Origin of the sequence: Kribbella sp. NPDC051137 (assembly GCF_040682535.1) — a bacterium.
Lineage (GTDB): Bacteria > Actinomycetota > Actinomycetes > Propionibacteriales > Kribbellaceae > Kribbella > Kribbella karoonensis.
This window is the reverse complement of record NZ_JBFBBI010000007.1, coordinates 455,133-480,051: the sequence shown is the minus strand read 5'-3', so window position 1 is coordinate 480,051 and position 24,919 is coordinate 455,133. Positions and strand designations below refer to the sequence as shown.

24 protein-coding genes are annotated in these 24,919 nt (G+C 69.5%); 13 read left to right on the top strand and 11 right to left on the bottom strand.

The features are described 5' to 3' along the window. Positions 1–4: 4 nt before the first annotated feature. Positions 5–307 carry a rhodanese-like domain-containing protein gene (locus AB0M51_RS37635; protein WP_363753154.1) on the bottom strand — a complete coding sequence of 101 codons (303 nt, stop codon included), beginning with the start codon at positions 305–307 and terminating at the stop codon, positions 5–7. A gap of 130 nt (positions 308–437) precedes the next feature. Between AB0M51_RS37635 and AB0M51_RS37630 the strand changes: the two genes are divergently transcribed. The 3 genes from AB0M51_RS37630 to AB0M51_RS37620 all read left to right on the top strand — a co-directional run bounded on the left by AB0M51_RS37630 (position 438) and on the right by AB0M51_RS37620 (position 2,058). Further along, positions 438–695, top strand: a complete 258-nt coding sequence (locus AB0M51_RS37630; protein WP_363753150.1) for a metal-sensitive transcriptional regulator — start codon at positions 438–440, stop codon at positions 693–695. Between the two features lie 98 nt (positions 696–793). Beyond that, positions 794–1,582, top strand: a complete 789-nt coding sequence (locus AB0M51_RS37625) for a maleylpyruvate isomerase family mycothiol-dependent enzyme (RefSeq protein ID WP_363753147.1) — start codon at positions 794–796, stop codon at positions 1,580–1,582. A gap of 71 nt (positions 1,583–1,653) precedes the next feature. Continuing rightward, on the top strand, positions 1,654–2,058 hold the full coding sequence (locus AB0M51_RS37620; RefSeq protein ID WP_344190755.1) for a hypothetical protein: 405 nt from the start codon (positions 1,654–1,656) through the stop codon (positions 2,056–2,058). 51 nt (positions 2,059–2,109) lie between these two features. Here AB0M51_RS37620 and AB0M51_RS37615 read toward each other — a convergent pair whose 3' ends face one another. Genes AB0M51_RS37615 through AB0M51_RS37605 form a run of 3 tightly spaced genes read right to left on the bottom strand, consistent with a single transcriptional unit; the run spans position 2,110 to position 5,282 of the window. Beyond that, complete coding sequence (locus AB0M51_RS37615) at positions 2,110–2,865, bottom strand: sulfite exporter TauE/SafE family protein (RefSeq protein WP_363753144.1); 756 nt, start codon at positions 2,863–2,865, stop codon at positions 2,110–2,112. Beyond that, complete coding sequence (locus AB0M51_RS37610) at positions 2,866–3,669, bottom strand: GntR family transcriptional regulator (RefSeq protein ID WP_363753141.1); 804 nt, start codon at positions 3,667–3,669, stop codon at positions 2,866–2,868. It abuts the gene before it with no gap. A gap of 59 nt (positions 3,670–3,728) precedes the next feature. Next, complete coding sequence (locus AB0M51_RS37605; RefSeq protein WP_344190761.1) at positions 3,729–5,282, bottom strand: molybdopterin-dependent oxidoreductase; 1,554 nt, start codon at positions 5,280–5,282, stop codon at positions 3,729–3,731. Between the two features lie 140 nt (positions 5,283–5,422). On the opposite strand from AB0M51_RS37605, the gene AB0M51_RS37600 reads away from it, so the two are divergent. The 3 genes from AB0M51_RS37600 to AB0M51_RS37590 all read left to right on the top strand — a co-directional run bounded on the left by AB0M51_RS37600 (position 5,423) and on the right by AB0M51_RS37590 (position 8,785). Then, positions 5,423–6,106: a fasciclin domain-containing protein gene (locus AB0M51_RS37600; protein WP_344190763.1), complete on the top strand. Its 684-nt coding sequence runs from the start codon at positions 5,423–5,425 to the stop codon at positions 6,104–6,106. Between the two features lie 139 nt (positions 6,107–6,245). After that, the gene (locus AB0M51_RS37595; RefSeq protein ID WP_363753136.1) at positions 6,246–7,175 is read left to right on the top strand and encodes a phosphotransferase; all 930 of its coding nucleotides are present in this window, start codon (positions 6,246–6,248) and stop codon (positions 7,173–7,175) included. Positions 7,176–7,285: 110 nt separating this feature from the next. Then, the gene (locus AB0M51_RS37590) at positions 7,286–8,785 is read left to right on the top strand and encodes an alkaline phosphatase family protein (protein WP_363753133.1); all 1,500 of its coding nucleotides are present in this window, start codon (positions 7,286–7,288) and stop codon (positions 8,783–8,785) included. A 131-nt stretch (positions 8,786–8,916) separates the two neighbouring features. Here AB0M51_RS37590 and AB0M51_RS37585 read toward each other — a convergent pair whose 3' ends face one another. Beyond that, complete coding sequence (locus AB0M51_RS37585; protein WP_363753130.1) at positions 8,917–9,522, bottom strand: glyoxalase; 606 nt, start codon at positions 9,520–9,522, stop codon at positions 8,917–8,919. Positions 9,523–9,630: 108 nt separating this feature from the next. On the opposite strand from AB0M51_RS37585, the gene AB0M51_RS37580 reads away from it, so the two are divergent. Then, positions 9,631–10,353, top strand: coding sequence for a hypothetical protein (locus AB0M51_RS37580; protein WP_363753127.1), 723 nt, complete (start codon positions 9,631–9,633; stop codon positions 10,351–10,353). 28 nt (positions 10,354–10,381) lie between these two features. Here the strand turns inward: AB0M51_RS37580 and AB0M51_RS37575 are convergent, their stop codons facing one another. After that, on the bottom strand, positions 10,382–11,014 hold the full coding sequence (locus tag AB0M51_RS37575; RefSeq protein ID WP_363753124.1) for a TetR family transcriptional regulator: 633 nt from the start codon (positions 11,012–11,014) through the stop codon (positions 10,382–10,384). A gap of 75 nt (positions 11,015–11,089) precedes the next feature. Here AB0M51_RS37575 and AB0M51_RS37570 point away from each other — a divergent pair, with 75 nt between their 5' ends. Continuing rightward, positions 11,090–12,007 (top strand): NADP-dependent oxidoreductase, encoded by a 918-nt coding sequence (locus AB0M51_RS37570; protein ID WP_363753121.1) that lies wholly within the window; start codon positions 11,090–11,092, stop codon positions 12,005–12,007. Between the two features lie 3 nt (positions 12,008–12,010). Here the strand turns inward: AB0M51_RS37570 and AB0M51_RS37565 are convergent, their stop codons facing one another. Continuing rightward, entirely contained in the window at positions 12,011–14,680 is a 2,670-nt protein-coding gene (locus tag AB0M51_RS37565; protein ID WP_363753118.1) for a sugar-binding protein, read from the bottom strand. 23 nt (positions 14,681–14,703) lie between these two features. Further along, on the bottom strand, positions 14,704–15,693 hold the full coding sequence (locus AB0M51_RS37560; protein ID WP_344190779.1) for a twin-arginine translocation signal domain-containing protein: 990 nt from the start codon (positions 15,691–15,693) through the stop codon (positions 14,704–14,706). Between the two features lie 109 nt (positions 15,694–15,802). Between AB0M51_RS37560 and AB0M51_RS37555 the strand changes: the two genes are divergently transcribed. Continuing rightward, positions 15,803–16,810, top strand: a complete 1,008-nt coding sequence (locus AB0M51_RS37555) for a LacI family DNA-binding transcriptional regulator (RefSeq protein ID WP_344190781.1) — start codon at positions 15,803–15,805, stop codon at positions 16,808–16,810. Between the two features lie 31 nt (positions 16,811–16,841). On the opposite strand, the gene AB0M51_RS37550 is transcribed toward AB0M51_RS37555, so the two are convergent. The 3 genes from AB0M51_RS37550 to AB0M51_RS37540 are packed head-to-tail and all read right to left on the bottom strand — an operon-like array spanning position 16,842 to position 20,044. Continuing rightward, positions 16,842–17,333: a DUF5134 domain-containing protein gene (locus AB0M51_RS37550; RefSeq protein ID WP_344190783.1), complete on the bottom strand. Its 492-nt coding sequence runs from the start codon at positions 17,331–17,333 to the stop codon at positions 16,842–16,844. A 39-nt stretch (positions 17,334–17,372) separates the two neighbouring features. Then, a complete protein-coding gene (locus AB0M51_RS37545) occupies positions 17,373–17,771 on the bottom strand; it encodes a hypothetical protein (RefSeq protein WP_344190785.1) in 399 nt (132 codons plus the stop codon). Next, on the bottom strand, positions 17,771–20,044 hold the full coding sequence (locus AB0M51_RS37540; RefSeq protein ID WP_344190787.1) for a CehA/McbA family metallohydrolase: 2,274 nt from the start codon (positions 20,042–20,044) through the stop codon (positions 17,771–17,773). The genes AB0M51_RS37545 and AB0M51_RS37540 overlap by 1 nt, the downstream gene beginning before the upstream one ends. A gap of 164 nt (positions 20,045–20,208) precedes the next feature. Between AB0M51_RS37540 and AB0M51_RS37535 the strand changes: the two genes are divergently transcribed. The 4 genes from AB0M51_RS37535 (at position 20,209) to AB0M51_RS37520 (ending at position 24,918) form a co-directional block, all read left to right on the top strand. After that, positions 20,209–21,417 carry a histidine kinase gene (locus tag AB0M51_RS37535; protein WP_344190789.1) on the top strand — a complete coding sequence of 403 codons (1,209 nt, stop codon included), beginning with the start codon at positions 20,209–20,211 and terminating at the stop codon, positions 21,415–21,417. Next, a complete protein-coding gene (locus AB0M51_RS37530) occupies positions 21,414–22,109 on the top strand; it encodes a response regulator transcription factor (RefSeq protein ID WP_344190791.1) in 696 nt (231 codons plus the stop codon). Before AB0M51_RS37535 ends, AB0M51_RS37530 begins: the two co-directional genes overlap by 4 nt. 65 nt (positions 22,110–22,174) lie before the next feature. Beyond that, positions 22,175–24,256, top strand: a complete 2,082-nt coding sequence (locus AB0M51_RS37525; RefSeq protein ID WP_344190793.1) for an MMPL family transporter — start codon at positions 22,175–22,177, stop codon at positions 24,254–24,256. After that, the gene (locus AB0M51_RS37520) at positions 24,253–24,918 is read left to right on the top strand and encodes a HEAT repeat domain-containing protein (RefSeq protein ID WP_344190794.1); all 666 of its coding nucleotides are present in this window, start codon (positions 24,253–24,255) and stop codon (positions 24,916–24,918) included. Before AB0M51_RS37525 ends, AB0M51_RS37520 begins: the two co-directional genes overlap by 4 nt. Position 24,919: the final 1 nt, after the last annotated feature.

The following is a 24,919-nucleotide window of genomic DNA, read 5'->3' as shown; positions in this document are numbered from 1 at the left end:
ACTCTCAGCTGTGGGTCAGGCGCCCGGACCGGGTCCAGGCGGTGGTGCCGCCGACGACGTTGTAGGCGTCGAAGCCGGCCGCGGTCAGGAAGTCCGTCATCGCCGACGACCGATTGCCGGTGGCGCAGACGACATAGACCGGCGCCGACCGGTCGATCTCGTCGAGACGGTCGCTCAATCGGCCCATGGGGATGTTGACGGCCCCGGGCACGTGGCCGTCTGCGTACTCGCGGGGCTCGCGGACATCCACCACCGTGGCGCGCGAACCGAGCGCGGAGGCGAGCTGGTCGGTATCGATCTCCCGCATCGGGATTCCCTTCTCCAGGCGGTTGTTCAGGTTCGGTCGATATCCCCCCGGGGGGATATGAAGAGAGGTTAACACATCCCCCCGGGGGGATGTAGCCTGAAGGGACCGAAGACAAGGGAGAAGCACTCTGATGGACCTCGCACCCGACGAGGTCAAGCCGATCGTCGCCCGGATGAAACGCGCCCACGGACATCTCGGCAGCGTCATCAAGATGATGGAGGAAGGCGCGGACTGCGAGTCCGTCCTCACGCAACTCGCCGCCGTCAACAAGGCGCTCTCACGAGCCGGGTACGCCGTCGTGAGCACCGGCCTCCAGCACTGCCTCACCGAACCGGACAGCGACGTCGACGTCACGAAGATGGAAAAGCTCTTCCTCGCTCTGGCGTGACTCCGAGTCGCTCTGTCGCCGCAGCCGGAGGAATCTTGCGGACGCCGAGGCGGTTCAAGTTCCTGAGAGTAGAAGAGACCTGTTTGCGGAGGCACACCTTGAGCAACGCCGATACTGTCATCGCCGCACTGCGCACCGGCTTCGACCGGCTCGCCGAGTTCGTCCGGACGTTCGACGACGAAGCCCTGGCCGGTCCGTCAGCAGCGAGCAACTGGGACATCGCGACCGTGCTGAGTCACCTCGGCAGCGGCGCGGAGATCATGACCAACACGATCCAGCTCGCACTGGACGGCAAGACGGCTGAGAGCGACTTCAACCAGAAGGTGTGGGCGCGCTGGGACTCCTCGTCGCGCCAGGAGCAGGCTGCCGGCTTCCTCACCTGGAACCAGAAACTCACCACCCTGTTCGAGTCACTGGACGGCGACCAGCGCGAGAACCTCCGGATCGATCTGGGCTACCTGCCCGCACCGGCAGACGTGGCGACCGTGGCACGCCTGCGGCTCAGCGAGCTCTCCTACCACTCCTGGGACGTGCGCAGCATCGCCGATCCGGCGGCGACCCTCGACGGGGACGCCGTACCGCACCTGCTCGACATCGCTACGAGCAATCTGGGCTGGATCACCAAACCGGCCAACCTGAACGGCCAGGAGGCCACGCTGACGGTCGCCACGACCAACCCGGCGACCAAGTTCACGCTGCGGCTGGCCGACCCGGTCAGCATCGACCCAATTCCGGCAGAACAGCCCGACGGTTCACTGACGCTGCCCGCCGAAGCCTGGCTACGGCTGGTCGCAGGCCGCCTCGACGCGGACCACACCCCGGACTCGGCCGACCTGACCGGCCCGATCACCTGGCAGACTCTGCGCGCGGCCTTCCCTGGCTACTGAAGCACCTGCGGCGCCCGGATCAGGTCCAGGGGATTGCCGACCCTCTCTTCTTCTGACCATAATCTGGGCTCGTGGGAGAGATGAACATAGTCTTCGCGGCCCCGGACGACGAGACCGCCATCGCGAGACTCGGGGACCTGTTACCGGGTTCCCCCACCCACAACGACGACGGACTCCGTCCCGAGGTACTGGCCGACCTGGAAACACACCTCACCGGCCGAAACGCCCAGGACATTGCCGCCGACCCCAGGCACTGCGCACAAATCACCCAAATCTTCGACGAAGGCGCCGGCGTCACCGAGGCCGCACTGCTGACGATCACCGACACACTCACCCACGCACTGGCCGCCGCCGACGCCGAGACCCTGTCAACGGCAGCGGCCTCATACAGCGACTACACCGTCAAAGGCCTGGCCACAGTCGCCCGCCACGCAACAACCCACAGCCACCACATGTACACCTTCTGGTACTTCTAACCTGCCCCTCGGCCAAACTGAGCCAAGTCACTCGACCCGACGAGAGGTGGTTCAGTGCAGGGCCAGGTACGGGGCGAGGGCGAACAAGGCAACGACCATCGCAGTTCGCAGCGTCCGGGTGGGCAGCGAACGCGCGACTCTCCAGCCGATGAGGACGCCCGCGAGTTCGGGGATGCCGATCAGCACCGCGAGAAACCAGTCGATGCTGCCTTGGAGCAGATAGCCGACCGTCCCGACCGTGGCGATGACAACTGACTGCGCCTGGGCAGCAGCCAGTGCCTCGAGCACCTCACATCCCGCCGCGACCAGCAGCGGCACAGTGAGCATCGGGCCGCCGATCCCGACGATCCCAGCGGTCACGGCCACCAGGAGACCAATGACGGCGACAACGGTCCGCGACGGATGACCCCGCGCTCGACGCCGTCGGCCGCGGACGAGCACGAGGGCGGCAACCGCCGCGACCAGCGCGCCGAGCAGCATGCTGAACACGTGCGGCGCCAGAAGTGAGTTGACGATGATGCCGGCCACGGTTCCGATCAGGGCGGTGCCGGCCAGCAGTCGAGCTGTCGTCCGGGCCTGCGGGGCGCGCAGTTGGCCGGACCGGACGTACGCCGCCGTACCCACAGCTCCGGTCGCCACGTGGGTCGCGATCGCGGTCCCCGCCACCTGGGCGGGAGTGAGCGTGGTCAGAGCGACCAGGCCGACCGTGGGCAGCACCCCGCCCGGGCCGATCGCGGTGATGCCGATCCCGCCCGCCAGGCCCAGCAGCGCGAGCATCAGGCCGGCGAGCGGCGTCAGCTCGCCCATTCAGTTGGCCCTGCCGGGGAGGTCTGCACGCCGGTCGCGGTGCACGACGGCTTCGAGCGCGAACCGGTCGGCCCTGATCTGCAGCACCTCGGAGTCGACCGGCCGGTCGTCGGCCAGCCGGGTCAGCCGTTCGATGGTGAAGATCGCCGCGCCAGTGATCAGCCCGAGCTGCGCGGCGACATCCGGCTCGGCGTTGGTCGCATGGACCGTGAGCTCGGCGCGCCCGAGAGACTGACCGCTCGTCTGCTCGATCAAGCCGAAGACGTCGTTCGTGACCAGATCGGCGTCCAGCAGCGGCACTCCGATGTCGGCCGGGAGGTACGAGATGTCGTAGGACAACGGTTCGTCGTTCACGAACCGCAGGCGTTCCAGCCGGACAACTCCGGACCCCGGTTCGAGCTCGAGCCAGTCGAGGATGCGATCAGGTGCCGCAGGCAACCTTTCCGCGGAGACCACCCGGTTGCGGACCGTGCCGTAGCCGGCGAGCGCCTCGGCAAGCCCGGTGAGCCGATCCAGACCGTGACCGTACTTCGGCGCGCGCACGGTCGTACCGGCACCACGCCTTCGCTCGATCAGCCCCTCACGCCGCAGCAACTCCAGCGCCTCGCGAACCGTGTTCCGGGATGCGGTGTGACGCGCCGCGAGAACGGCTTCTTCCAGGCGCTCACCCTCGCCGAAACGTCCGGCCAGGATCTGGTCGCGCAACTCGCCGGCGAGACGCTCGGCGCGCTGCGACCGCGGGTACGCCGACGTCCAACCGGCCGGAATCCGCCGCCCGCGCGCCGCATTCTCCGCGGATGTCATACCCGACACCCTAGTAGTTCCGCCAGAGTTCCGCCACTTTCAGTGCCCGGTCTGACGGGTTACTCGACCATGAAGACGGTGTTGTGGAGACCACTCGAACCATTGGGGCGCGGGGGCGCCTGGTCAGCGGTCTGCAGCCGGCCGGTTCCGTCCGTGGCCCGCACGGTCAGCTTGTGCGTGCCCGGCGTGGCGTTCCAGCGGAAGATCCACTGACGCCAGGTGTCCACGGTGTCCTGGGCGGCCAGCTGTGCCGGCTGCCACGGGCCGTCGTCGACCTGCACCTCGACCTTGCGGATTCCGCGCCGCTGCGCCCAGGCGACACCCGCGGCAACCGCCGGGCCGGCCTTGATCGTCGCGAACCCCTTCGGCACGTCGATCCGCGACGCGGTCTTGATCGGCGCCTCGACGGCCCACCCGCGCTCGGTCCAGTACGCGGTGAAGTCCTGGAAGCGCGTGACCTCGAAGTCCACGATCCACTTCGTCGCCGACACGTAGCCGTACAGCCCGGGCACCACCATCCGCACCGGGAAGCCGTGTGTGAACGGCAGCGGCTCGCCGTTCATCGCGACCGCGAACATCGCGTCCCGCCCGTCGGTCAGCGCACTCAACGGGGTACCGATCGTGAGCCCGTCGACACTGGTCGACCGCACCGCATCCGCGCCCGCGCGCACCCCGGCCTCCTTCAGCACGTCAGCGATCGGTACGCCGATCCATCGTGCGTTGCCGACGTACGGACCGCCGACCTCGTTGGAGACACACGTCAACGTGATGTCGCGCTCGATCAACCGTCGGCTCACCAGATCACCCAGCGACAACCGCAGCTCGTGATCCACCATCCCGTGCACGCGCAACTCCCAGTTCCGGGGATCGATGCGTGGGACCTCCAGCAGAGTGTCCACCCGATAGAAGTTCGCGTTGGGCGTCACGAAACGAGCCGCTCCCGCGACGTCCGCCTGTGCGGCAGCGGGTATCGCCGGCGCGGGCTCGGTCGGACGCGGAACCCGGAACGTCGACCGCGCCGCCTCCCCGGTCCCCGTCGACACCAGCCTCGACACTCCCACACCGCCTGCACCTGCAACAACCAGCGCCGACACCGTCAACAGGAACCGGCGCCGGTCGAACCCGCCGGGCTGCTCCGGCTCTACTTCGCTGTCCCGATGGCGCAGCGCGCCCACCACGAGGTACATGCCGGCCACCGCAACGATCAAGGTCACTGTTGCCGGGATCAGCCGGACCAGAACGTTCGAGGTCGCGGAGCGGCTGGTGATCGCAAAAACGATGCCGACGGCCCCTACCAGGACGGCGATACCTGGCGCTGAGCGCCGTACCCGCGGATGCTCACTGCTGCCCAGCAGTCCCGCGAACGCCGCGACCACCGCGAGCGTGACGCAGATGCCGACCCGCAGCAGCGGTCGGTCGGCAGTCCCGAGTTCACGCACCGCCCAGTCCTTCACCGGGCCCGGCGACCAGTCGATCACCTGCACCCCGACCGCATCGACCGGCCAGGGACCGCCGGACAGCTCAGCGGCCAGATAGCCCAGCCCGAGCGCGGCTCCGGCCGCGATCAATCCGCCCAGGGCACCTGCGGTACGTCGCTTCCCGGTCTCACTCATGGTGCCGGTTCGGTACAGGCCCTGCCGCAGATGGGTCCGAAGACTTTGCCGACGGCACCCATCCGGCACGTCCATGGCGCCGAAGGACGGCTGTCAGGTGAGCGGAGCCGCTCGCGTTTCCCATCAGGAAAGAGATCGTCATGTCCCGAAAGATCGTCCGTGCGGGCTTCGCCACCACCGCCGCAGCTCTGCTGCTCACCACCGCGGCCTGCGGTGGCAGCAGCGACAACAACTCGAGCAGCTCGCCTTCCACCAGTACCTCGTCCTCGGCGCCTGCCGACAGCCCGAGCATGACCACCAGCGAGACCCCGTCGGCGAGCAACGCCGCCGGCGGAATGGTCGGCCCGGGCTGCGCGGCGTACGCGAAGGCCAACCCGACCGGCGCCGGCTCGATCGACGGCATGGCCGCCGCACCGCTGGCCACCGCGGCCTCCGGCAACCCGATGCTCAAGACCCTCGTCGCGGCGGTGTCCGGCAAGCTCAACCCGAAGGTCAACCTGGTCTCGACCCTCAACGGCGGCGAGTTCACCGTCTTCGCGCCGGTCGACACCGCGTTCGCGAAGATCCCGGCCGCGACCGTCAACACGCTGAAGACCGACAACGCCCTGCTCACCAAGATCCTCACGTACCACGTGGTCGCCGGGCAACTGGACCCGACCGCGGTGGTCGGCAAGCACCCGACCGTGGAGAAGCAGGACGTCACCGTCACCGGTTCCGGCGACGCCCTCAAGGTGAACGGCGCCAACGTGATCTGCGGCGGCGTGAAGACCGCCAACGCCACCGTCTACCTGATCGACAGCGTCCTCATGCCGCCCGCCGCCTGATCGACCGTCAGCCCCCGTCGAGGTATCCGCCGAAGTTTCCGCGGTTCGTTGACGGGGGCTCTTCAGGGCCGGGGAATGTAGGCTGCCGAGGTTCCTCCAGACGATCCGCGCGGCGTACGACCAACCCGGAAAGGTGAGTATGACTTCAGGGCTCGAGCATCTCGGCGTGCCGGTCGGGCCGATGGTGCGAGTTGGTGGTGGGTACGCGAATCGCCTGTACCGGCTCGACACCGAGCAAGGGTCGTTCGCGGTGAAGGAGCTGAACCTGGCCGACCGGCGGGTGACCTATCACGTGGATGACGTGTTCCGGTTCGAGCGGGCGGCGTTCGCGGCCGGCATTCCGATGCCGGAGCCGGTCTCGGCCGATCGCGGCGTGCTCGTCCATCGGTGGGTCGAGGGTGAGAAGGTGCCCGAAGCGCCGGTATCGGAGGCGTTCGCGTTCGAGATCGGCGAGATCCTCGCGCGGATCCATGCGCTCGACGTCGAGTGGACCCACGGGGTGGCCGACGAACCGACGGCGTGGGACTGGGCTGAGCTCGCCGAGCGGGCCAGGGCAACCGGCCAGCCCTGGGCCGACGAGCTTGCTTCGCGGGTCGAGACCTTCCTCGCGATTGCGCGCTTCGTCGACAGCTGCGAGCGGCCGGGCCCCGTCGTACTGACCCACAAGGACATCCAGCCGTGGAACCTGCTCGCTCGAGAGGGGCGGCCGGTGCTGCTCGACTGGGAGCTGTCGGGGCTGCTCGACCTGTCCGGTGAGCTCGGGTCGACGGCGCTGAGCGTCGCCAAGGGGCCGGGCCTGGACAGCATCGAGCCTGCGGTCTTCCGCGCGGTCCTCGACGGGTACGTCGCCGGCGGCGGGACACTGCCGCCGTCGGGGCCCAGCTGGTTCGTGTTCATGATCGGCGGCTGGCTCGGCCATACGCGGTGGAACATTCTCCGTTGCCTCGCGGGCGTGGAGGCGAGCACCGGGCCGGACCTCGCGCTGTCGCAGGAGTCGGCGCTCAACGGCGTACGGGGCCTGCCCGCTCTGTTCGAACGACTTCCCGATCTTGAGACGCTGCTCCCCTGACGAACCTGAAACGCAGCTGAGTGCGCGCCACCCGGACGCTCGGGAGTGTTCACCAGCACTGCACATCCGCTTCCTTCGCAGGGCATCGTTCACGGTCTTTGCTGAAGACCATGGTGGACTCGCAGCGAACCCAGGGAATCACCCGCAGGCGCCTGCTCGGCGCGGCTGCCGGGGCGGCGGCGGTGACGGCACTGCCCACGTCGATGCAGAAGGCGCTGGCCGCGCCCGCGCCGGAGCTCCGGTCCTTGCGGCAGATCGAGCACGTCATCTTCCTGATGCAGGAGAACCGGTCGTTCGACCACTACTTCGGCACGCTCCGCGGGGTCCGCGGGTTCGACGACCCGACCGCGATGCGGCTGCCGTCCGGCGAGTCGGTGTTCCGGCAGCCGGATCCGAATCATCCGGACGGCTACCTGCTTCCGTTCCGGCAGAACACCAAGACCACGAACTCCGCGAAGGCGTACGGCACCGGGCACGCGTGGGACGTTCAGCACAAGTCCTGGAACAACGGCGCGATGGACAACTGGGTCGTCGAGCACACCGCGAGCGACGGCGCGCACGGGCCGTTCACGATGGGGTACCTGACGCGCGAGGACCTGCCGTTCCACTACGCGCTCGCCGACGCGTTCACCGTCTGCGACAACTACCACTGCTCGGTCATGGGCCCGACGCACCCGAACCGGGTGATGGCGATGAGCGGCACCCTCGACCCGCACGGGCTCGGGAACGGCCCGGTCCTGGACAGCGCGGCACCGAAGGAGTTCTACACCTGGACGACGTACCCGGAACGCTTGCAGCGCGCCGGTGTCAGCTGGAAGTACTTCACCGCCAACCCGTACGACACCGGCCACGGCTGGTTCAAGAACTTCGCCGAGTCCAAGCCGGGTGACCCGCTGTACGACAACGGCATGGTGCGGTACTCCCCGGCGATGGTCGCGGACGTCATCCGCCGCGACGAACTGCCGTCGGTCACCTGGCTGGATGCGCAGTACCTGCCGAACGTGTACGGCCTACCCGAGGGCGCCGAAGGACCGAACAACCTGGTCGCCGGCGGTGCGGAGTACATCGCGACGATCCTGGACGCCCTCGCCTCCACGCCCGAGGTGTGGCAGAAGACGATGTTCGTGATCACGTACGACGAGAACGACGGCCGGTTCGACCATGTCGCACCGCCGGTCCCGCCGCCCGGCACACCCGACGAGTACGTAACGGTGTCGCCGCTGCCCGCCGCGTCCGGTGGTATCGCCGGGCCGATCGGGCTGGGCTTCCGCGTCCCGACGATCGTCGTCTCGCCGTTCAGCCAGGGCGGCTGGGTGTGCAGCGAGGTCTTCGACCACACCTCGACGCTGAAGTTCCTCGAACGCCGCTTCGGGGTCCGCGAGCCGAACATCAGCGCGTGGCGACGGGCCACCGTCGGTGACCTCACCTCCGCGCTCCGCCTCGACGGCAATGGCAAACGCAACTTCCCCCAGGGGATCCCGACGTACGCCGACACGGTCGCGCAGTTCGAACTCGAGCAGCACGAGGTCGCGACCCTCCCGCCGCCGGTGATCCCGACCGTCCAGCAGCCGCCGCATCAGGAACCCGGCCACCGACCACACACCCGCTGACCCGCCTGCACACCGGCACCTGGGCCCCGGCGTCCGGACTCAGCCTGGATCCGTGCGCCAGGCAGGTCCACCAGACCATCCGCCGCTCAGCGGCATCACCGTTGCCGGATGCAACCGCCTTCGCACCGGGCCTAGCTGGACTCCCACGAGAACCCGTCGGGGTCGGTGAAGTCGCTCCCGTCCGCGGCGAGCGCGATCCGGTGCGAGCCAGTCCCCTCCATCGGTACGCCGGCATCCTTGGCGAGCGCCTTGCGTCCGTAGAGTCCCAGCCTCACCTGTCCGTCGCCTTCGAACTCGACGTACTTGCGGCCGAAGCTCCTGCCCACGGTCAGTCCGTGGTCGACGTAGAACTTCTTGCTCGCAGCAACGTCCTCGCAGCCGATCAGCAGTACGACGGAATCGATCGCCCGGGTCGCCGGACCGGTCTCCTTCTTCGCCGAGGTCGCCACCTTCCAGATCGTCCCGTCCGGCGCCTGGAGAACACCGCCGTACCCCCACAGCGACTTGGTCACCGGCTTGATCACCGTCGCGCCGGCAGCCACCGCACTGTCGAACAGGCTGGTGACCGTGCTCGGCTGCCCCACCGTCAGCGACAACGTGAAGCCGCGGAATCCGGCCGATTCGGCGGCCGACTCGCGCACCCGCACCTGGCCGGCGAGCCCGAAGGCGTCCACCAGGAACTTCTCGGTCGTTGCGACGTCGGTTGCTTCCAGAACCACACTGTCAAGAGTTGTCATGCCTCCAATTTAGGAAGCCGGGCCCGCGTTCGCTTCTCGATTCCTGATCGATGCCAGGATCAGGTCGGCGGCACGTTCGGCGACGCCAATGCCGCACGTTCCGCTCACGTGGTAGACGGTTTGGTGGACGGCGCGCTCGATCGCCGAGAGTTCGTTGCCTTCGACATCCTCGCCCGGGAAGACCTCGCGTACGAGCCAGGAGCGCATCGGTTCCTCGGACGCGACTTCTGCTGGTGGCTCGGCGTACTCGGCCTCTGGGACCTGGAGACCCCGCCGGCCGGGGCCGAGCACGTCACGATCGCCGTCAGCGGCGCGAACGGCGGCCACACCGTCGACTTCCGCGCCCTGGCCTCGAGCGGCATCCAGCTGGTCGGCATGACCGCGTCGTACCAGGACGGCGTACTGCGGTTCGCGAACGACCTCGGCGAGAACATCGCCCGCGGCGACGAGAACTACCTGGCCCTGCTCGACCAGGCCGACGCGTACGTCGAGCGCAACGGCCTCGACCTCCCCGAAGAACCGTCGGCCCGCAGCCTCGGCCCCGACCCGGAGGCCGTCACCGATCCCCTCCTCGAACTCGACCTGTCCGGCATCAGTTGCATCCTCTGGGCCACCGGCTACGCCACCGACTACAGCTGGCTCCAGGTCGACGCGTTCGACGAGTCCGGCCGCCCCCGCCAGCGCCGCGGCGTCTCCACCGAACCCGGCGTCTACTTCGTAGGCCTCCCCTGGCTCTCCCGCCGCGGCTCCAGCTTCATCTGGGGCGTCTGGCACGACGCGAAATACATCGCCGACCACATCGCCACCCAACGCAACTACCTCAGCTACTGACCCGCACAAGCCCTCGGCCGGGACGTGTTCACTTCGTGAGGAACGAGCGGATGTGGTCGAGGGCCATGTCGAGGGCGGTTTCCATCGGGGCGATGTCCTGCTGGGTCTCGGCGAGGAGGTAGCCGCCCTGGAGGGCTGCCATCAGGCCGACAGCGAGTTTGTCAGGGTCGGCTGCTTCGGCGAGGGCGCCGCTGATCTGCATCCGGCGGAGGCCCGCGGCGATCAGGCCGGTCCACGCCGCGAAGGTCTCGGCCAGAGTGGTGCGGGCCTCGTCGTCCTGGTCGGACAGTTCGCTGGCCATCGAGCCGAGGGCGCAGCCGTACGCACCGTTCTGCAGGGCGTTGCGTTGGACCAAAGCGTCCCGCCAGCGCAGCAGGCCGCGGAACGAACGCAGCCGTTCCAGGTAGCCCTGCTCGCGTTCGAGGACCTGTCCGGCCCGCAGCACGACCACGGCTCGGACCAATTGGTCCTTGTCGGCGAAGTGCTGGTAGAGCTGTGACTTGCTGGTGCCGCTCGCCGCCCGGACGTCGTCGAGGGTGGTCGCGTTGACGCCACGGACGTACATCAGGTCCGCGGCCGCTTCCACGATGCGCGCCCGGGTCGCGAGGCCGCGGGACGTCAGGCGGCGGGAGGGGGCGTCCGCCGCGGTTCCTCGAGTCACGATCCCAACGCTACCGCCCGAGCACTGCAGGGTGTATCGTTCTGGACGAAATAGTCCAATCGTGGGAGGTTCCTGATGAAGGCGATCGTGGTGACGGACCAGGCCGCGGGAACGGCCGGGATGACGCTGGCCGAGCGCCCCGAGCCGCCGGCAGCGATCAACGACGTCGTCGTGGAGGTCCGCGCGTCGGGATACGTCCCGACCGAGGTCGATTGGCCGTCGACCTGGACCGACCGCGCCGACCGCGACCGGTCGCCGTCGATCCTCGGCCACGAAATGGCCGGGGTGGTCACCGGTCTCGGTTACGGGACCACCGGGCTGTCGATCGGGCAGCGGGTGTTCGGGCTGACCGACTGGCATCGGGACGGCACGCTCGCCGAGTACGTCGCCGTCGAGGCGCGCAACCTCGCGCCGCTGCCGGGTGACGTCGACTTCACCGTGGGTGCGAGCCTGCCGATCTCCGGGCTGACCGCCTGGCAGGGACTGTTCGACCACGGCCGGCTGCGCGCGGGGCAGACCGTGCTCGCGCACGGCGCGGCCGGAGCGGTCGGCACCATGGTGACGCAGCTCGCGCGCGAGGCCGGCGCCTACGTCATCGGCACCGGACGCACCGCCGACCGGCAGAAGGCGCTGGACTTCGGTGCGCACGAGTTCGTTGACCTCGGCAACGACAAGCTGGCGGACGTCGGCGGCGTCGACCTGGTGTTCGACGTGATCGGCGGCGACGTCCAGAAGCAGTCCGCGGCACTGATTCGCCCTGGTGGCACGCTCGTCACCGTCGTCGGCCCGGTCGAGTCCCGGCCCGCGGACGGCCTCGCGATCGACTTCGTCGTCGAGGCCGACCGCGCCCAGCTGACCGAGATCGTCCAACGCGTCCGCGACGGCCGCCTCCGCACCAACATCGGCACCGTGGCCACGCTCGACGAAGCCGTCGCCACCTTCAACTCCACCGAACGCACCAAGGGCAAAACAGTCATCCACGTCCGCCCCTGAGGCTCAGGCGTCGAGCACGAATGCCTTGAAGAGGGCCGAGTCCTTTCCGTTGCCGATGCCGGAGGCCCATTCGATGTAGCCCTTACGGCCTTGGCCGTCGTTGTCGTTGACGAGGAGTGAGACGCTGATCAGGTTGCCGGTCGGGTCGATGCCGAGGTCGGTCCACGCGACGCCGGCGGTGTACGTCGTGGTCGTGCCGGCGCGGGTGATCGCGGCGTCGCCCGCGGGAAGCGGACCGGTGCCGGGGCCCGACCAGCGCCAGGTGTCGATGTCGGCGCCGACCAGGGACGCGCCGATCTCGTTCCAGCCGGCGGCTTCGCCCGGCGTACCGGAGCTGACGGCGAACTGGAGCGAGTCGTTCTGCCAGATCTGGTCCCCGCCCGCGGTGGCGTGGTGGACGTCGTCGGTGACCTCGATCGTGAGGTAGAGCCGGTCGGCGTCATGCGTGACCCAGAAGTCGAACGACAGGTCCTGGGGGCCGTTGTACCCGGTGACCTGCACGGTGCCCTCGCTCGACGTACCGGTAGGCGTCGTACCCGTCAGTTGGTTCACGCCGTTGATCGCGATCGTCTTATTCGCGACGTGGTGCAGGTCGGAGGCCGCCACCAGGACGGCCGTACCGCTCGCCGTCAGCGGCGTACCGTCGCTCATCGTCGCGGTCACGCTGTACGTCGTCCCGCTGCTGAGCGGGATGAAACGCTCGTCGACCGCGCCGGCTGCGATCGCGACATCGGACGCCGAGCCCTGCGCCGAGCCCACCGTCCACGCGATCGTCGGCACGCTCTGCGCGGCGCTGCTGCTGTTGGCGACCCGGATGCGCAACTGGTCCGTGCCGTCCCTCAGGACGTGCTGCACCGCGAGCTCGAGCGGCTCGGTGACCTGGTAGTCGGCGACGAGCTTGCCGACCACGGCACCCGCCTCCGTGACCGAGGCGTGCACCGTCCGCCACCCGACCGCGGACACCGTCCCGAACGAGACCTCGGTACTCCGCTTCGCCCCGGCCGGAACCTTGACCGACGCAACGACCTGCCCGCCCGCGGAGAGCTTCGCGGCAGCCGTCGACGTCCCTGCCGTATTGTCAACAATCCACAATCCGACGAGATCCTCGCCGCGCTTGGTCTCCCGTGCCGTGAGCTGATGCCGCACCGTCGGCGCCACGGCGATGGCACCGGTCGTCGACACGTACACCGGCTCCTTCCCAACCGTCACGGACAGCTCGCCGTCGACGTGCGCGGTCTCGCCGTACGCGTCGGTGAAGGTCGCCGACCTGGAGGCGTCGATGCCGAACGCCGTCGACGAGTCCGCCCAGAGCATCCAGGTCGTCATAGGCCCGTTCGGGATCACTACGCGGCTCACCCCGGCAGCCGGCGAGTCCTGCTTCAGACCACTCTTCTTGACCCCGGAGAGCTGCCGCGCCAGGTTGGCGTAGGAGACGTACGCCGGCTTGGGACGGCTCGCGCCGCCCTGCACCATCGTCACCATGCCGAAGTTCTGCTCGGTCTCGCCCGGATTCGTGCCGTCGTTCATGAAGTCGTACCAGAAGAAGTCCGTCACGCCCGCGGCATACGCGGCCGCGGCACCCTGGACGGCGTACGCCGCCTGGGACCGCGTGTCGACGGCGAGATGCGCCGTACCGGCGGGCCAGCCGAGCTCGGAGATCCAGATGTCCCGCTGCACGCCGTACGACTCGATCAGGGTCGCCACGCTGCGGATCTGCTGGGCGAGCGAATCCGGCGACGCCGGGTAGTTGTACGGGTGGATCGACACCCCGTCGATGTAGTCCAGGCCGCCGCTGTCGAACACCACCTTCATCCAGTCGAGCGGTACGCCGGCCGTCGCGGGCGCGACGTATCTCAGGTGCGGGTAGTGCTTGCGCAGCTCCGTGACCGTGGCCTTGAGCAACAGGAAGTAGTAGTCCGGGCGGCAGTTCGCCGGACTGTTGCCACGGGCACCGAACGTCGGGATGTTGAACTCGTTGAACACCTCGACGGCCGCGACGTCCGGGTTCTGCCTGACGAGCTCGACCGCGTACGACGCGAACCCTGAGCGGCCCGCGTCGGTGTACGGTGTCGCACCGCCGTCGTAATTGGCGTTGTTGAAGCTCAGCACCGGCAGGTCGGTCAGCCCGTGCTGCCGGAGCGCGTCGCGGTACGTGTTGTAGAGCGTGAAGTCGTACGTGCCCTTGGTCGGCTCGGCGCCCCACCATTCCTCGGTGTCGCGCACGGTCGCGATCCCGGCCGCCGCGACCATCGGAGCCAGCACGTTCGGATCCCACGGGTCTGGCCCGAACCCGAAGTGCGTGTTCACCCCCAGACCGGGCACGACCCCGGCGATCTTGCTCAACACACAGAAGGTGTCGGTCACCGACTGTCCGGCGAACTCGTAGCTGACGTCGAAGTACCCGGTCCCGACCGGCACCACGACAGTGGTCCCGGCCCGCGCAGTCCCCGACCAGGCCCGGTCGCCGCCGGGCACCGTGACCGTGATCCCGGCGTTCTCCCCCGGCTCGACGTTCGGTACGACCAGCCGCGGCACATCTGGCACCACGAACACATTGGACGCGGCCAGGGCCTGCCGTGGAGTCGAGGCCGCGGGCGCGGCCACCGCTCGGCCGGCGGTGAACGGGACGACTGCGGTAGCGGCGCTGACGCTGAGGAACGTTCTGCGTTTCATTGCGTTGTCTCCGACTCGGCTCGTCAACCTGTGATGATCTGGTGGAAGGTGTCGAAGGCCTGTTTGTGATCCCCCCAGCTGCCGTCGGGGTTCACGTTCACCAGGCCGTAGTGCGCCTGGGAGTCGTCCCAGGCCGGCTGGTCGAGCAGCTCGTACACGTAGACGCCGTGCACCTTGTCCGGCGCGGACGCCCGGAGCGTCTGCACGGCGGTGGCGATGTAGTCCGCCTGCTCCGCTTCGGACGACGACTGCGTCCCGCCGGTGATGTTCAGCTCGGTGAGCAGGATCTCCCGCTGCTGGAACCGGTTGATCACCTCGAGTACGGCGATCAGGTCCTCCATGCCCCAGTACCAGTCGAGGCCGTTGACCTCGTACGGAAGGCCGTCGTTGTTCAGCAACTGCAGGAACCCGGTGTGCTTCCAGGTGATGTTCACGACCCGCCCGGCCTGCGAGTCCGACGCCCGTACGCCGTCGCAGATCGCCCACATCCGGTCCCGGACCGGGCCGTACACATCGGGGTTGTAGTCGTTGATCGAGGACCCGTCGACGCCCGGCCCGTTGATCGCGACGCCGTCCATCTCGTTCTGGATCTGGTAGAGCGGGATCTGGCCGGCGTACCGGGTCACGAGCATCGACACCTGGCTCTGGATCCAGCCGTTGCCGGCGTCGGCGATCGCGTCCGGCACGGTCAGGATCGCCATCAGCTGGATGCCGTTCGCGCGGGCCGCGGCGACGACCGCGTCGTACCAGGTCCAGTCGGTCGACGCGCTGTCGGTGGTCGGGATCATGAAGTCGACGCGGTAGTACGACACGCCGAGGGACGCGGCCAGCGCGAGCTGGTCCCAGACCCCGTCGGCCGGGTACGACGTGTCGTCGATCGACGGTGGGTGCCCGCAAACGCCCCACGCGGTCAGCGTGGTCGCGGCGGACGCGGTCTGCGAGGTGAGCGCGGCCAGCGGTACGGCGGCGGTCGCGGCGGCGGAAAGTTTGAGGAATGTCCGGCGGTTAATCATGGTGAACTGCCTCCCGGATGAGGTGGTAAAGCGGTTTCACACTTCGCCGAAGCATCCGTTCTGTTCGGGCCTTCCGTCAAGGCCTCGGCAACGGGATATGCTTTTCGGCGTGCCGAGAGAGAAAAGTGTCCGCCTGAGCGATGTCGCGGCGGTCGCGGGCGTGTCACTGGCGACCGCGTCCAAGGCTCTCAACGGCAACACGCGCATCTCGGAGGCCACCCGGGAACGCGTCCGGGTCGCCGCCGAGCGGCTCGACTTCCGCCCGGACGCGCTGGCCCGGTCGTTCGCGTCCGGCCGCAGCGGGACCATCGGCGTCCTCACGCACCGCGCGAAGAACACGTTCGCCCAGCCGGTCGCGATGGGGGCGATCCTGCAGCTCGGCGCGCAGAACCAGGCGGCGCTCGTGTACGACGGCGACGTCAAGGAGAGCAAGGCGATGTCCGACAGCCTGCGCGAGCTGCGGGCGCGGCGGATCGACGGCCTGCTGGTCATCGGTGACGGCCACGAGCACACGTCACCGTCCTTGACGCACAACTTCGACGTGCCGGTGCGATACATCTTCACCGCGTCCAGCGACCCCAACGACGTGCTCTACCTACCGGACAACCGCGAGGCGGGGCGGCTGGCGACGCAGCACCTGCTCGACACCGGCAACACCCGGATCGCCCACCTCGGCGGCCCGCAGAACAGCATCGCGGCCGAACGCCGGCTGGCCGGCATGACCGACGCGCTGACCGCCGCCGGGCTGGAGCCGGTCGGGCCGATCACCCGCAGCGACTGGACCAGGGTGTGCGGTGCCGCGTCGATGGCCGAGCTGCTGCAGTCGGGTGCGATGTTCGACGCGGTGTTCTGCGGCAACGACCACATCGCGCTCGGTGCGATGGAGACCTGCGCGGCGGCCGGCGTCCGGATTCCCGACGACGTCGCACTCGTCGGCGTCGACAACTGGGAGGGCACGGTCGTCGACCAGGACGGATCACGACAGCTGACCTCGGTCGACCTCGAACTGATGGAGCTCGGCCGGCTCGGCGCCGCGAGCATGGCGGCCGCGGACCACGCCCCGGGCGAGCACTTCAGCACCCCGACGCTCGCGATCGGGCCGTCCAGTCGTGTTTGAATTCACGATGAAGAACGGCGTGAAACCAGTTTCACATAATCGGGTTCATAATCGCCAGCATTACCACCATTCCGCCGGTCGCCAGGGCGTGGCAACAGCACATCAGCCGGTGCCCTGAGCAGCGGGCGGCGCGCAGTGCCCACCAGCCCGCGGCCAGGGCGAGCGAGCCGGTGACGACCCAGCTCAGCATCCCCGTCCAGGTCCGCAGCGTCATCGGCATCGTGGTGAGCATCCAGACCATGCCGAGGTTCATCGCCGCGTGCATCAGCGCGCCGGCCCGTGCGGCGACCTCGGCCGACCTCGCCAGGTGCTGGAGGAACACGATCGCCGCTCCCCCGAACGCCACCACCTGCACCCAGCGCGCGACACCGCCCGACGGCAACCACAGCATCGCCAGCATCGAGGCGCTCATCACGACGTGGTTCACGTCGGTGAAGACCTCGATCCCCCGCCCGCGCCCGGTCGCCAGCCGCCACAGGCAGTACAACCCCGTCGTACCGAAGACCAGCGTCAGCGTGTTCACATCAAGTACGTCGAAGCCGGGCGGGGGATCTCGACATGCTCAGGCGAGCGGAAGCAGCGCCCGGTGCGATCGGAGGATCAGGTGCAGCGAACTGTGCAGGGCGAGCCCGCCGAGCGACCCCAGTGCCCGGAAGCGCAGCGTCACGTCGACGACCGCCGGGCCGTCGAAGCGCACTCGGAGCGTCCCGTCCTGGGTCGGCCCGCCGGTCAGTTCGTGCACCGGGAGGTCCAGCTCTACGCCCGGCACCGGGTCGGTCTCGATCACCAGCCGGCCGGTCACGAAGCCGGTGTTGACGATCGGGAACTCGATCGTGTGCCACTCACCGGCGGCCAGGCTCGGCACCCGGTTGCCGGTGGTGGCGACGTTCACCCGCGCCTCCGGATTGATCACCACCGAGATCGGCGCGGTCGTCTCGACCGGATCGCAGCAACCCGCCATCAGTCCACCTCGCATTCGTCGCGCCGGGTCCGGTAGGCGGCCTGCGCCTCGTCGTACGCCGACCGCGCGGCCGCCCGCTCGCTCTCGCGGATGAAGCCCGACTTCGCCGTCCAGAGCGCGTCGACGGAGTCGTGCAACCACTGCGCGCTGCGCCGGGACGCCCGGATCGGCTCTCCGGCGATCTCGACGAAGACCGGCTGGGTGTGGACGCTGCGCAGGATCCGCACCGCGACCCACGACGACCGCTCCAGCCGTACGTCGAACTCCACCGCCTGCTCGTTGCCGTCCGCAACGATCTCCCGGGACCCGGCCGGTACGCCGTTCACCAGCACCTCGACGAGGACGTTGCGGGTCCGCCCGATCCGCGACCGTTCCAGGTGCCAGCCGACGGGCGCGGAGTACACGGGCTGTCCCGCCGTCGGTGCCGCCGGAGGCTCCTCGGGCAGCCAGGCCGCGACTGTCGCCGTGACGCGCGCGGTACCCGGAGCCTCGACGGACTGTTCGCGCGAGGCCGACCCGTTCACCGCGAAGTCGTAGACATGGCTGCGGCCGTCCCCGAAGTACGACGCCCTGTCCTTCAACCCGCCGAGCCACGCCTCCAGGGCCTGCGGACCGTGCGGCGGCTCGGGCAGCTGGACGTAGGTGCGCCCGACGCCCGGCCCGTCGTCGTAGATGCACGGGTAGTCGGTCTCGCCGAGCATCAGCGTGCGGTAACCGACGTTCAGCAGGTGGTACCAGATGTTCAGCTCGGCCGCAGGCGTGAACTCGGCGCCGCACTGGAAGTCGGCCGCCCCCAGCGGTACGTCCACGATGATCTCGTTGGACCCGATCGACTGGAACCCCGGTACGAGGTAGTTCGGCAGCTCGTCGGTGTCGACCGCGAGCCCGAGGCCGCAGTGCGCGTATCCGACCAGCGCGTTCTGCGCGTGCCCCCACCGCATCACCGGCAGGTTCCAGGACGGCCAGTCCTCGATGATCTGCGTCCCCGGATAGTCCTGGTCGGTGAGACCGAGCAGGATGACGTGCCCCGAGTGGCTCGACGGGAACCCGGACACCTCCAGGTCGTACCGCAGCAGGCTCTGCCCGTCGCGGTCGGTGTCCTGCGGGTCCCAGGTCATCCCCTGCGCCTGCTGCATCGCCGGGTGCTCGAGCTCGGCGCGCGGGCTGATCGAGGAACCGCTGAAGAACTGCTTCTGGTGGTAGTAGCACGGCCCCCAGGTGAGCACGCTGCCCATCCACAGGCCCTCGCCGCGGACGTGCCGGATCATCGTCTCCGGCGTCACGCCCTCGGAGGGCACGTTGTAGTGCGAGCAGCCGCCGGCGTGGATGTGCGGGTCGCCCGAGTAGTACCCGTGCGCCGCCGGATCGGTCCACCGGTCGAGGTCGATCGTCAGCTTCTCGGTGTCGGCCGCGACGTCGACCTGAAGGTGTACCTCGCGGTACTCCGGCCCGCGGCGCGCGGAGATCTCGTACCGACCGGCCGGCAGCGTGATCACCTCACCGGTCGCCCGGTAGACGTGGTCATGGAAGAACATGTCCGGCGCCAGCCGCATCGCCTTCGACGGGTACGCGCGGCGCTGTGCATCGCGGACCGTCAACGTCGCCACGGTGCTGCTGCCGTCGGGCTCCCGGACGTCGAGCCGGATGTCGCGGGCGGGCGCGCACTCGAAGTCGTACTTCGCGGCGTACGGACGGGACTCGAACCCCATCCGCTGCCAGGCCTTCCGGAGCGGCCCGCGGGTGATGCTCTCGTACGCCTCCTCGACGGCCATCACGAACATCAGTTCACCGCTCCGGGTGCCGTCGTCGCGGCTGTACAGGCTGATCACCTTGTACTCGACGTCCACCCCGGACACATCGGTCGCGCCGGTGAGCTTCACCTCCAGCCAGCTCTTCTCGATCCGCGGTACGACGGTCAGCGTGTCCGGCATCGCGATCCGCGCGGAATGGCTGTGGAAGTCGACGTTCTGGAGTACGTGGTTCGAGACGGCGGACAGGTCGCCGACCAGCCCGTGCGGGTTCGCGACCCGGACCAGGAAGCTCCGCCAGCCGTGCTGGACGAGCCGCGGCGGCGCGGCCCCCGGCGTACAGGCGGTGAGCCCTTGCTCGTCGATCTCGACTTCGACGACGACGTACGGGCGGAGCAGTTCGTCGACCTTCGCGGCGTCGGCCGTTTCGGCCAGCCGGTCGGTCAGATCGTCGGGCAGCGGTTCACCGATGTCCCGGAGTTTCTCAACGGCACGAGTCGCGGATGCCAGCAGCGGCTGGAACACAGGACCTCCTCGTCGTGGGCCAGCCATCGAGACTAGTCCCGATGCCCGCGACTGGCTTCAGGTTTTCGTACTCCGTCGTCGTACTCCGGCCGGAGTACCCGAAATCCGGAGCGTCCTGCGCCGGGAGGACGTGGCACGGCGGATGCGGCGCCTATCGTGAGCAGGTGACGTCTCTGCAGCGGCGGGCTCGTCTGGTGGACGCCGGGCTGGTCGGTGTCGTGCTGGTGGCTGCCGAGGTGGCGATCCTCGCCGGGCGAGAGCCGGGGTCGCTGCCGCGGAACTGGTTCGCGTACGTGCTCGGCGGTGTGATGGCGGGCGCGATCCTGCTCCGGCGACGCAACCCGCTGGCCGAGGTCTACCTGGTCGGCGCCGCGTTGTTCGTGTACTACGCGATCGGCTACCCGGGCTTTCCGCCTGCCCTCGTCCTCGCGGTGCCGCTGTACGACGCGGCGTACGCCGGGCGCATCGCACGCGCGATCCCGGTACCGGTGCTGCTGCTGACGGCGGGAGTGGTCGTCTCGCTGCGCAAGGGCACGACACCGCTCGACGCTGTCGACGTCTTCCTGCCGCAGTACGCCCTGGTCGCGGTCGCCGTACTGCTGGGTGCGCTGGTCCGCAGCAGGCAGGCGCTCGCCGCGCAGTCGCAGGAACGCCTGCGCGCGGCCGCCGCCGAGCAGCAGCGGGAGGCCGAACGGCGGCTGGTCGAGGAACGGCTGCGGATCGCCCGCGAGCTGCACGACACGGTCGCGCACGCGATCTCGACGATCACGGTGCAATCCGGTACGGCGCTGTTCATGCTCGACCAGGACCCGGAGAAGGCCCGCGAGGCGCTCACCGCGATCCGCCGTACCGGCAAGGAGGCGCTCGGCGAGATGCGCAGCACGCTCGGCGTACTGCGGTCGGACGGCGAGCCGGCCGTGAGCCCGGAGAACGACGCCGGGCTGTCCCGGCTGCCCGCGCTGCTGGACGCCGTCCGCGCGGCCGGCCTGGAGGTGGAGATTGCGTCGCGGGTTTCGGCCCTGCCGGAGGCGGTCGACCAGGCGGCGTACCGGATCCTGCAGGAGGCGTTGACGAACGTACTGCGGCACGCCGGGCCGGACGCCCGCGCGCGGATCCGGCTGGAGCAGGCCGACGACGCGCTGGAGGTCGAGGTGGCCGACGACGGGACTGGCCCCGGCCCTGGAATTGGACCTGGACCGGCCGGGGCCGGCGGCGGGTACGGGCTGAAGGGGATGGGCGAGCGAGCCGCGGCGCTCGGCGGACGGGTGGAGACCGGCGCGGTGCCGGGCGGCGGGTTCCGGGTTCGTGCGACGCTGCCGGTTCGTGCGACGCTGCCGGTTCGCGACGATCGTGCCGGCGGAGGTGACCGATGATCCGGGTGCTGCTGGTGGACGACCAGGCGCTGGTCCGGGCGGGGTTCCGCGGCCTGCTCGAGAGCGCCGCGGACCTCGAGATCGTCGGCGAGGCGTCGAACGGCGGTGAAGCGGTCGCGTCGACCCGAGCGCTGCTGCCCGACGTGGTGCTGATGGATCTGCGGATGCCGGAGGTCGACGGCGTGACCGCGACCCGGCGGATCACCGAGGACCCGCGGCTGAGCGCGGTCCGGGTGCTGGTGCTGACCACGTTCACCGACGAGGACGACGTCTTCGCCGCGCTCCGGGCGGGCGCCAGCGGATTCCTCGTCAAGGACGCCGAACCCGAGGAGCTGCTGCAGGCGGTACGCACGGTCGCCGGCGGCGAGGCGCTCCTCTCGCCGCGGGTCACCCGCTCGGTCATCGCCCGCTTCACGACGACCGACGCCGGACCTGTTGAGCGCCGTACGCCGCCCGAGCTCGGGCTCCTCACGCAGCGCGAACGTGAGGTCGTCCAGCTCGTCTCCGCCGGCCTTTCGAACGACGACATCGCCCGGCACCTCGTCGTGAGCCCGCTGACCGCGAAGACGCACGTGTCGCGGGCGATGGCGAAGGTCGGGGCGCGAGACCGGGCGCAGCTGGTCGTGTTCGGGTACGAGAGCGGCCTCGTCGTACCGGGCGGGTACTCCCCCGGGAGTAGCGGGCCGCCGTAGCCGGGCCCCGCGACTGTCTGCGGCGGGCGGACGATCGGGCGGCGCGTTCTCGCGACCCTCCTGGTATGACCCGAATCGCAAGCTTCTGCTACCGGCACCGGCTGCTCGTCGTCCTGTGCTGGATCGCGCTCACCATCACGTCGATCGGACTCGCCAAGCAGTACGGCGGTCCCGCGGCGACCGAGCTGGGTACCGGCTCGGCCCAGTCGTCCCAGGCCCTCGCCCTGTTCAAGCAGCATTTCCCGCGGCAGGCCGCCGACACGCTGACGCTCGCGGTGCACGCCGACCGGCGGCTGGACGACCCGGCCGTGCGGACCGCCGTACTGCGGACCGTCCACCGGCTCGAGGCCGCGGACCACGTGGCGTCGGTCGTCACGCCGTACCAGAACCCGCGGCAGCTGTCCGCCGACGGCCGCACCGGGTACGCCGTGGCGACGCTCGACGTGTCCGCCGACAAGGTGCCTGCGGCAACGATCAAGGGACTGCTCAAGGACTTGCCGACGGGGAACGGCGTGCAGTTCGCGCTCGGCGGGACCGCGGTGGACGCGGTCGAGACTCCGGGCGGTGGTCCCGCGGACGCGGTCGGGCTGGCGGTGGCGGCCGTCGTACTGCTGCTGACGTTCGGATCGGTGCTCGCGATGGGGCTGCCGATCGTCACCGCGCTGTTCGGGATCGCGGTCGGGCTGTCCGGGCTCGAACTGCTGCAGAACGCGTTCCCGGCGCCGTCGTTCGCGCCGATCCTCGCGACCATGATCGGGCTCGGCGTCGGCATCGACTACGCGTTGATCATCGTCACCCGGTACCGCGAGGCGCTCGCCACCGGGCGTACGCCCCATGACGCGGTCGTCGTCGCCGCGTCCACCGCGGGGCGATCGGTGCTGTTCGCCGGCGGGACCGTCGTGATCGCGCTGTGCGGGCTGCTGCTCCTCGGCCTCGACTTCATGCGCGGCGTCGGCCTCGGCTCGGCCGTCACCGTCGCGATGACGATGGCCGCCGCGACCACACTGCTGCCCGCACTGCTCGGCTTCACCGGTCGCCGGCTCGCCGTACGGCGGAAGTCTGCGAAGGTCCCGTGGTCCGCGCGCTGGGCGGGCGTGATCGCACGTCGTCCCGTACTCGCCACCGTCGTCTCCGCCGCGGCCCTGCTCGTCCTCGCTGCGCCTGCGCTGAGCCTGCGGTTCGGGATGCCCGACGCGAGCACGCAGCCGCACGACACCAGCGGGTACGCCGCGCAGAAGATCATCACCGACGGTTTCGGGCCGGGTGCCACCTCGACCCTGCTCGTCACGGTCGAGCTGCCCGGCGCGGATCCCGCTGCCGTTGCCACGGAGGTCTCGCGTGTGGCGGGAGTTGCGTCCGTCAGTCCCGCGCAGGTCAGCCCGGACGGGTCGATCGCCGTGATCGCGGTCCAGCCGACGACCGGCAGCCAGGACCCGGCCACGACCGACCTGGTCCAGCGGCTGCGGGCGGTCGACCCGCACATCCTGGTCGGCGGAGCCGCCGCGGCCGCCGTCGACTTCGCCCAGCTGACCGCGAACCGGTTGCCGTTCATCATTCTGGTCGTGGTCGGGCTCTCGCTCGTCCTGCTGGTCGGGATCTTCCGCTCGGTGACGCTCGCGCTGAAGGCCGGCCTGATGAACCTGCTCTCGATCGGCGCCGCGTTCGGCGTGCTGGTCGCCGTACTGCAGTGGGGCTGGTTGCACCGGGCGCTCAACTTCCCGGCCACGATGCCGGTGACCGCGTGGGTGCCGATGATCATGTTCCCGGTGCTGTTCGGGATCTCGATGGACTACGAGGTGTTCCTGATCTCCCGGATCCGCGAGTCGTACGTCGCCGGCGGCAGCACCCGGGCCGCCGTCCAGGACGGGCTGTCCCGGACCGCCCGCGTGATCACGGCCGGTGCGGCGATCATGATCGCGGTCTTCCTGTCGGTGATGCTCGGTGCCGATGTCGGCGTCAAGGAGCTCGGATTCGGCCTCGCCGTCGCGGTCTTCGTCGACGCCACGATCGTCCGGCTGGTGCTGGTCCCCGCCTCGATGGAGCTGCTCGGCCGCCTCAACTGGTGGATCCCCGGGTGGCTGGAACGGCTGCTCGACTCGGGGCGGCCGGGTGCGATGCTTGACCTTGACACAGTGTCAAGGTCTTGACTGACGGGCAGGAGGTGGTTCGCGTGAACCCGAAGTACGACCCGCTGCAGTCAGCGGACACGTCCACCCGCCTGCGAGCGGCGATGGCAGTCGGTGCCGAGGCCGATCCGTCGGCCGTCCAGGTGCTGGTGGCGCGGTGCGGAGTGGAGCCGGACTTCTTCGTGCGCGACATGCTCACCTGGGCGCTGATCCAGCTGCCGCGCGACGTGACGGTGCCGGCGGTGGTCGCGGAGCTGGAGTCCGCGAACGCCCAGGCCCGGAGCCAGGCGCTGCACACGCTGTCGAAGCTGAAGGACCCGGCGACCTGGCCGGCGGTCACCCGGGGACTGCTGCACGACCCGAACGACGAGGTCAGGCGTACTGCTTGGCGTACTGCGGTCGGGCTGGTTCCGGCCGGCCAGGAGCACCAGCTCGCGGCGGAGCTGGCGACGGAGCTCGGGCGCGGCGATCGCGACGTACAGCTGAGTCTCAGCCGGGCATTGGTCGAGCTGGGCGATGCAGCCTCGGAGGCGCTGGCGAGCGGAGTGTCGAGTCCGAGGCCGAAGGTCCAGGCGCACGCCCGGGCCACCGAGCGGCTGCTGCACGACCCGGAGGCGAACTTCGGTGCGCTGCTCGACGAGGCGAAACGAGCCGTTGCCCTCGGCCCCCAACAGGTCCGGTAGC

Bases quoted from the DNA above. Each gene is read 5' to 3' on its own strand.
- AB0M51_RS37635 (WP_363753154.1), bottom strand. From the start codon at position 307: ATGCGGGAGATCGATACCGACCAGCTCGCCTCCGCGCTCGGTTCGCGC.
- AB0M51_RS37630 (WP_363753150.1), top strand. From the start codon at position 438: ATGGACCTCGCACCCGACGAGGTCAAGCCGATCGTCGCCCGGATGAAA.
- AB0M51_RS37615 (WP_363753144.1), bottom strand. From the start codon at position 2,865: ATGGGCGAGCTGACGCCGCTCGCCGGCCTGATGCTCGCGCTGCTGGGC.
- AB0M51_RS37610 (WP_363753141.1), bottom strand. From the start codon at position 3,669: ATGACATCCGCGGAGAATGCGGCGCGCGGGCGGCGGATTCCGGCCGGT.
- AB0M51_RS37605 (WP_344190761.1), bottom strand. From the start codon at position 5,282: ATGAGTGAGACCGGGAAGCGACGTACCGCAGGTGCCCTGGGCGGATTG.
- AB0M51_RS37600 (WP_344190763.1), top strand. From the start codon at position 5,423: ATGTCCCGAAAGATCGTCCGTGCGGGCTTCGCCACCACCGCCGCAGCT.
- AB0M51_RS37595 (WP_363753136.1), top strand. From the start codon at position 6,246: ATGACTTCAGGGCTCGAGCATCTCGGCGTGCCGGTCGGGCCGATGGTG.
- AB0M51_RS37590 (WP_363753133.1), top strand. From the start codon at position 7,286: ATGGTGGACTCGCAGCGAACCCAGGGAATCACCCGCAGGCGCCTGCTC.
- AB0M51_RS37585 (WP_363753130.1), bottom strand. From the start codon at position 9,522: ATGACAACTCTTGACAGTGTGGTTCTGGAAGCAACCGACGTCGCAACG.
- AB0M51_RS37570 (WP_363753121.1), top strand. From the start codon at position 11,090: ATGAAGGCGATCGTGGTGACGGACCAGGCCGCGGGAACGGCCGGGATG.
- AB0M51_RS37565 (WP_363753118.1), bottom strand. From the start codon at position 14,680: ATGAAACGCAGAACGTTCCTCAGCGTCAGCGCCGCTACCGCAGTCGTC.
- AB0M51_RS37560 (WP_344190779.1), bottom strand. From the start codon at position 15,693: ATGATTAACCGCCGGACATTCCTCAAACTTTCCGCCGCCGCGACCGCC.
- AB0M51_RS37545 (WP_344190785.1), bottom strand. From the start codon at position 17,771: ATGGCGGGTTGCTGCGATCCGGTCGAGACGACCGCGCCGATCTCGGTG.
- AB0M51_RS37530 (WP_344190791.1), top strand. From the start codon at position 21,414: ATGATCCGGGTGCTGCTGGTGGACGACCAGGCGCTGGTCCGGGCGGGG.
- AB0M51_RS37525 (WP_344190793.1), top strand. From the start codon at position 22,175: ATGACCCGAATCGCAAGCTTCTGCTACCGGCACCGGCTGCTCGTCGTC.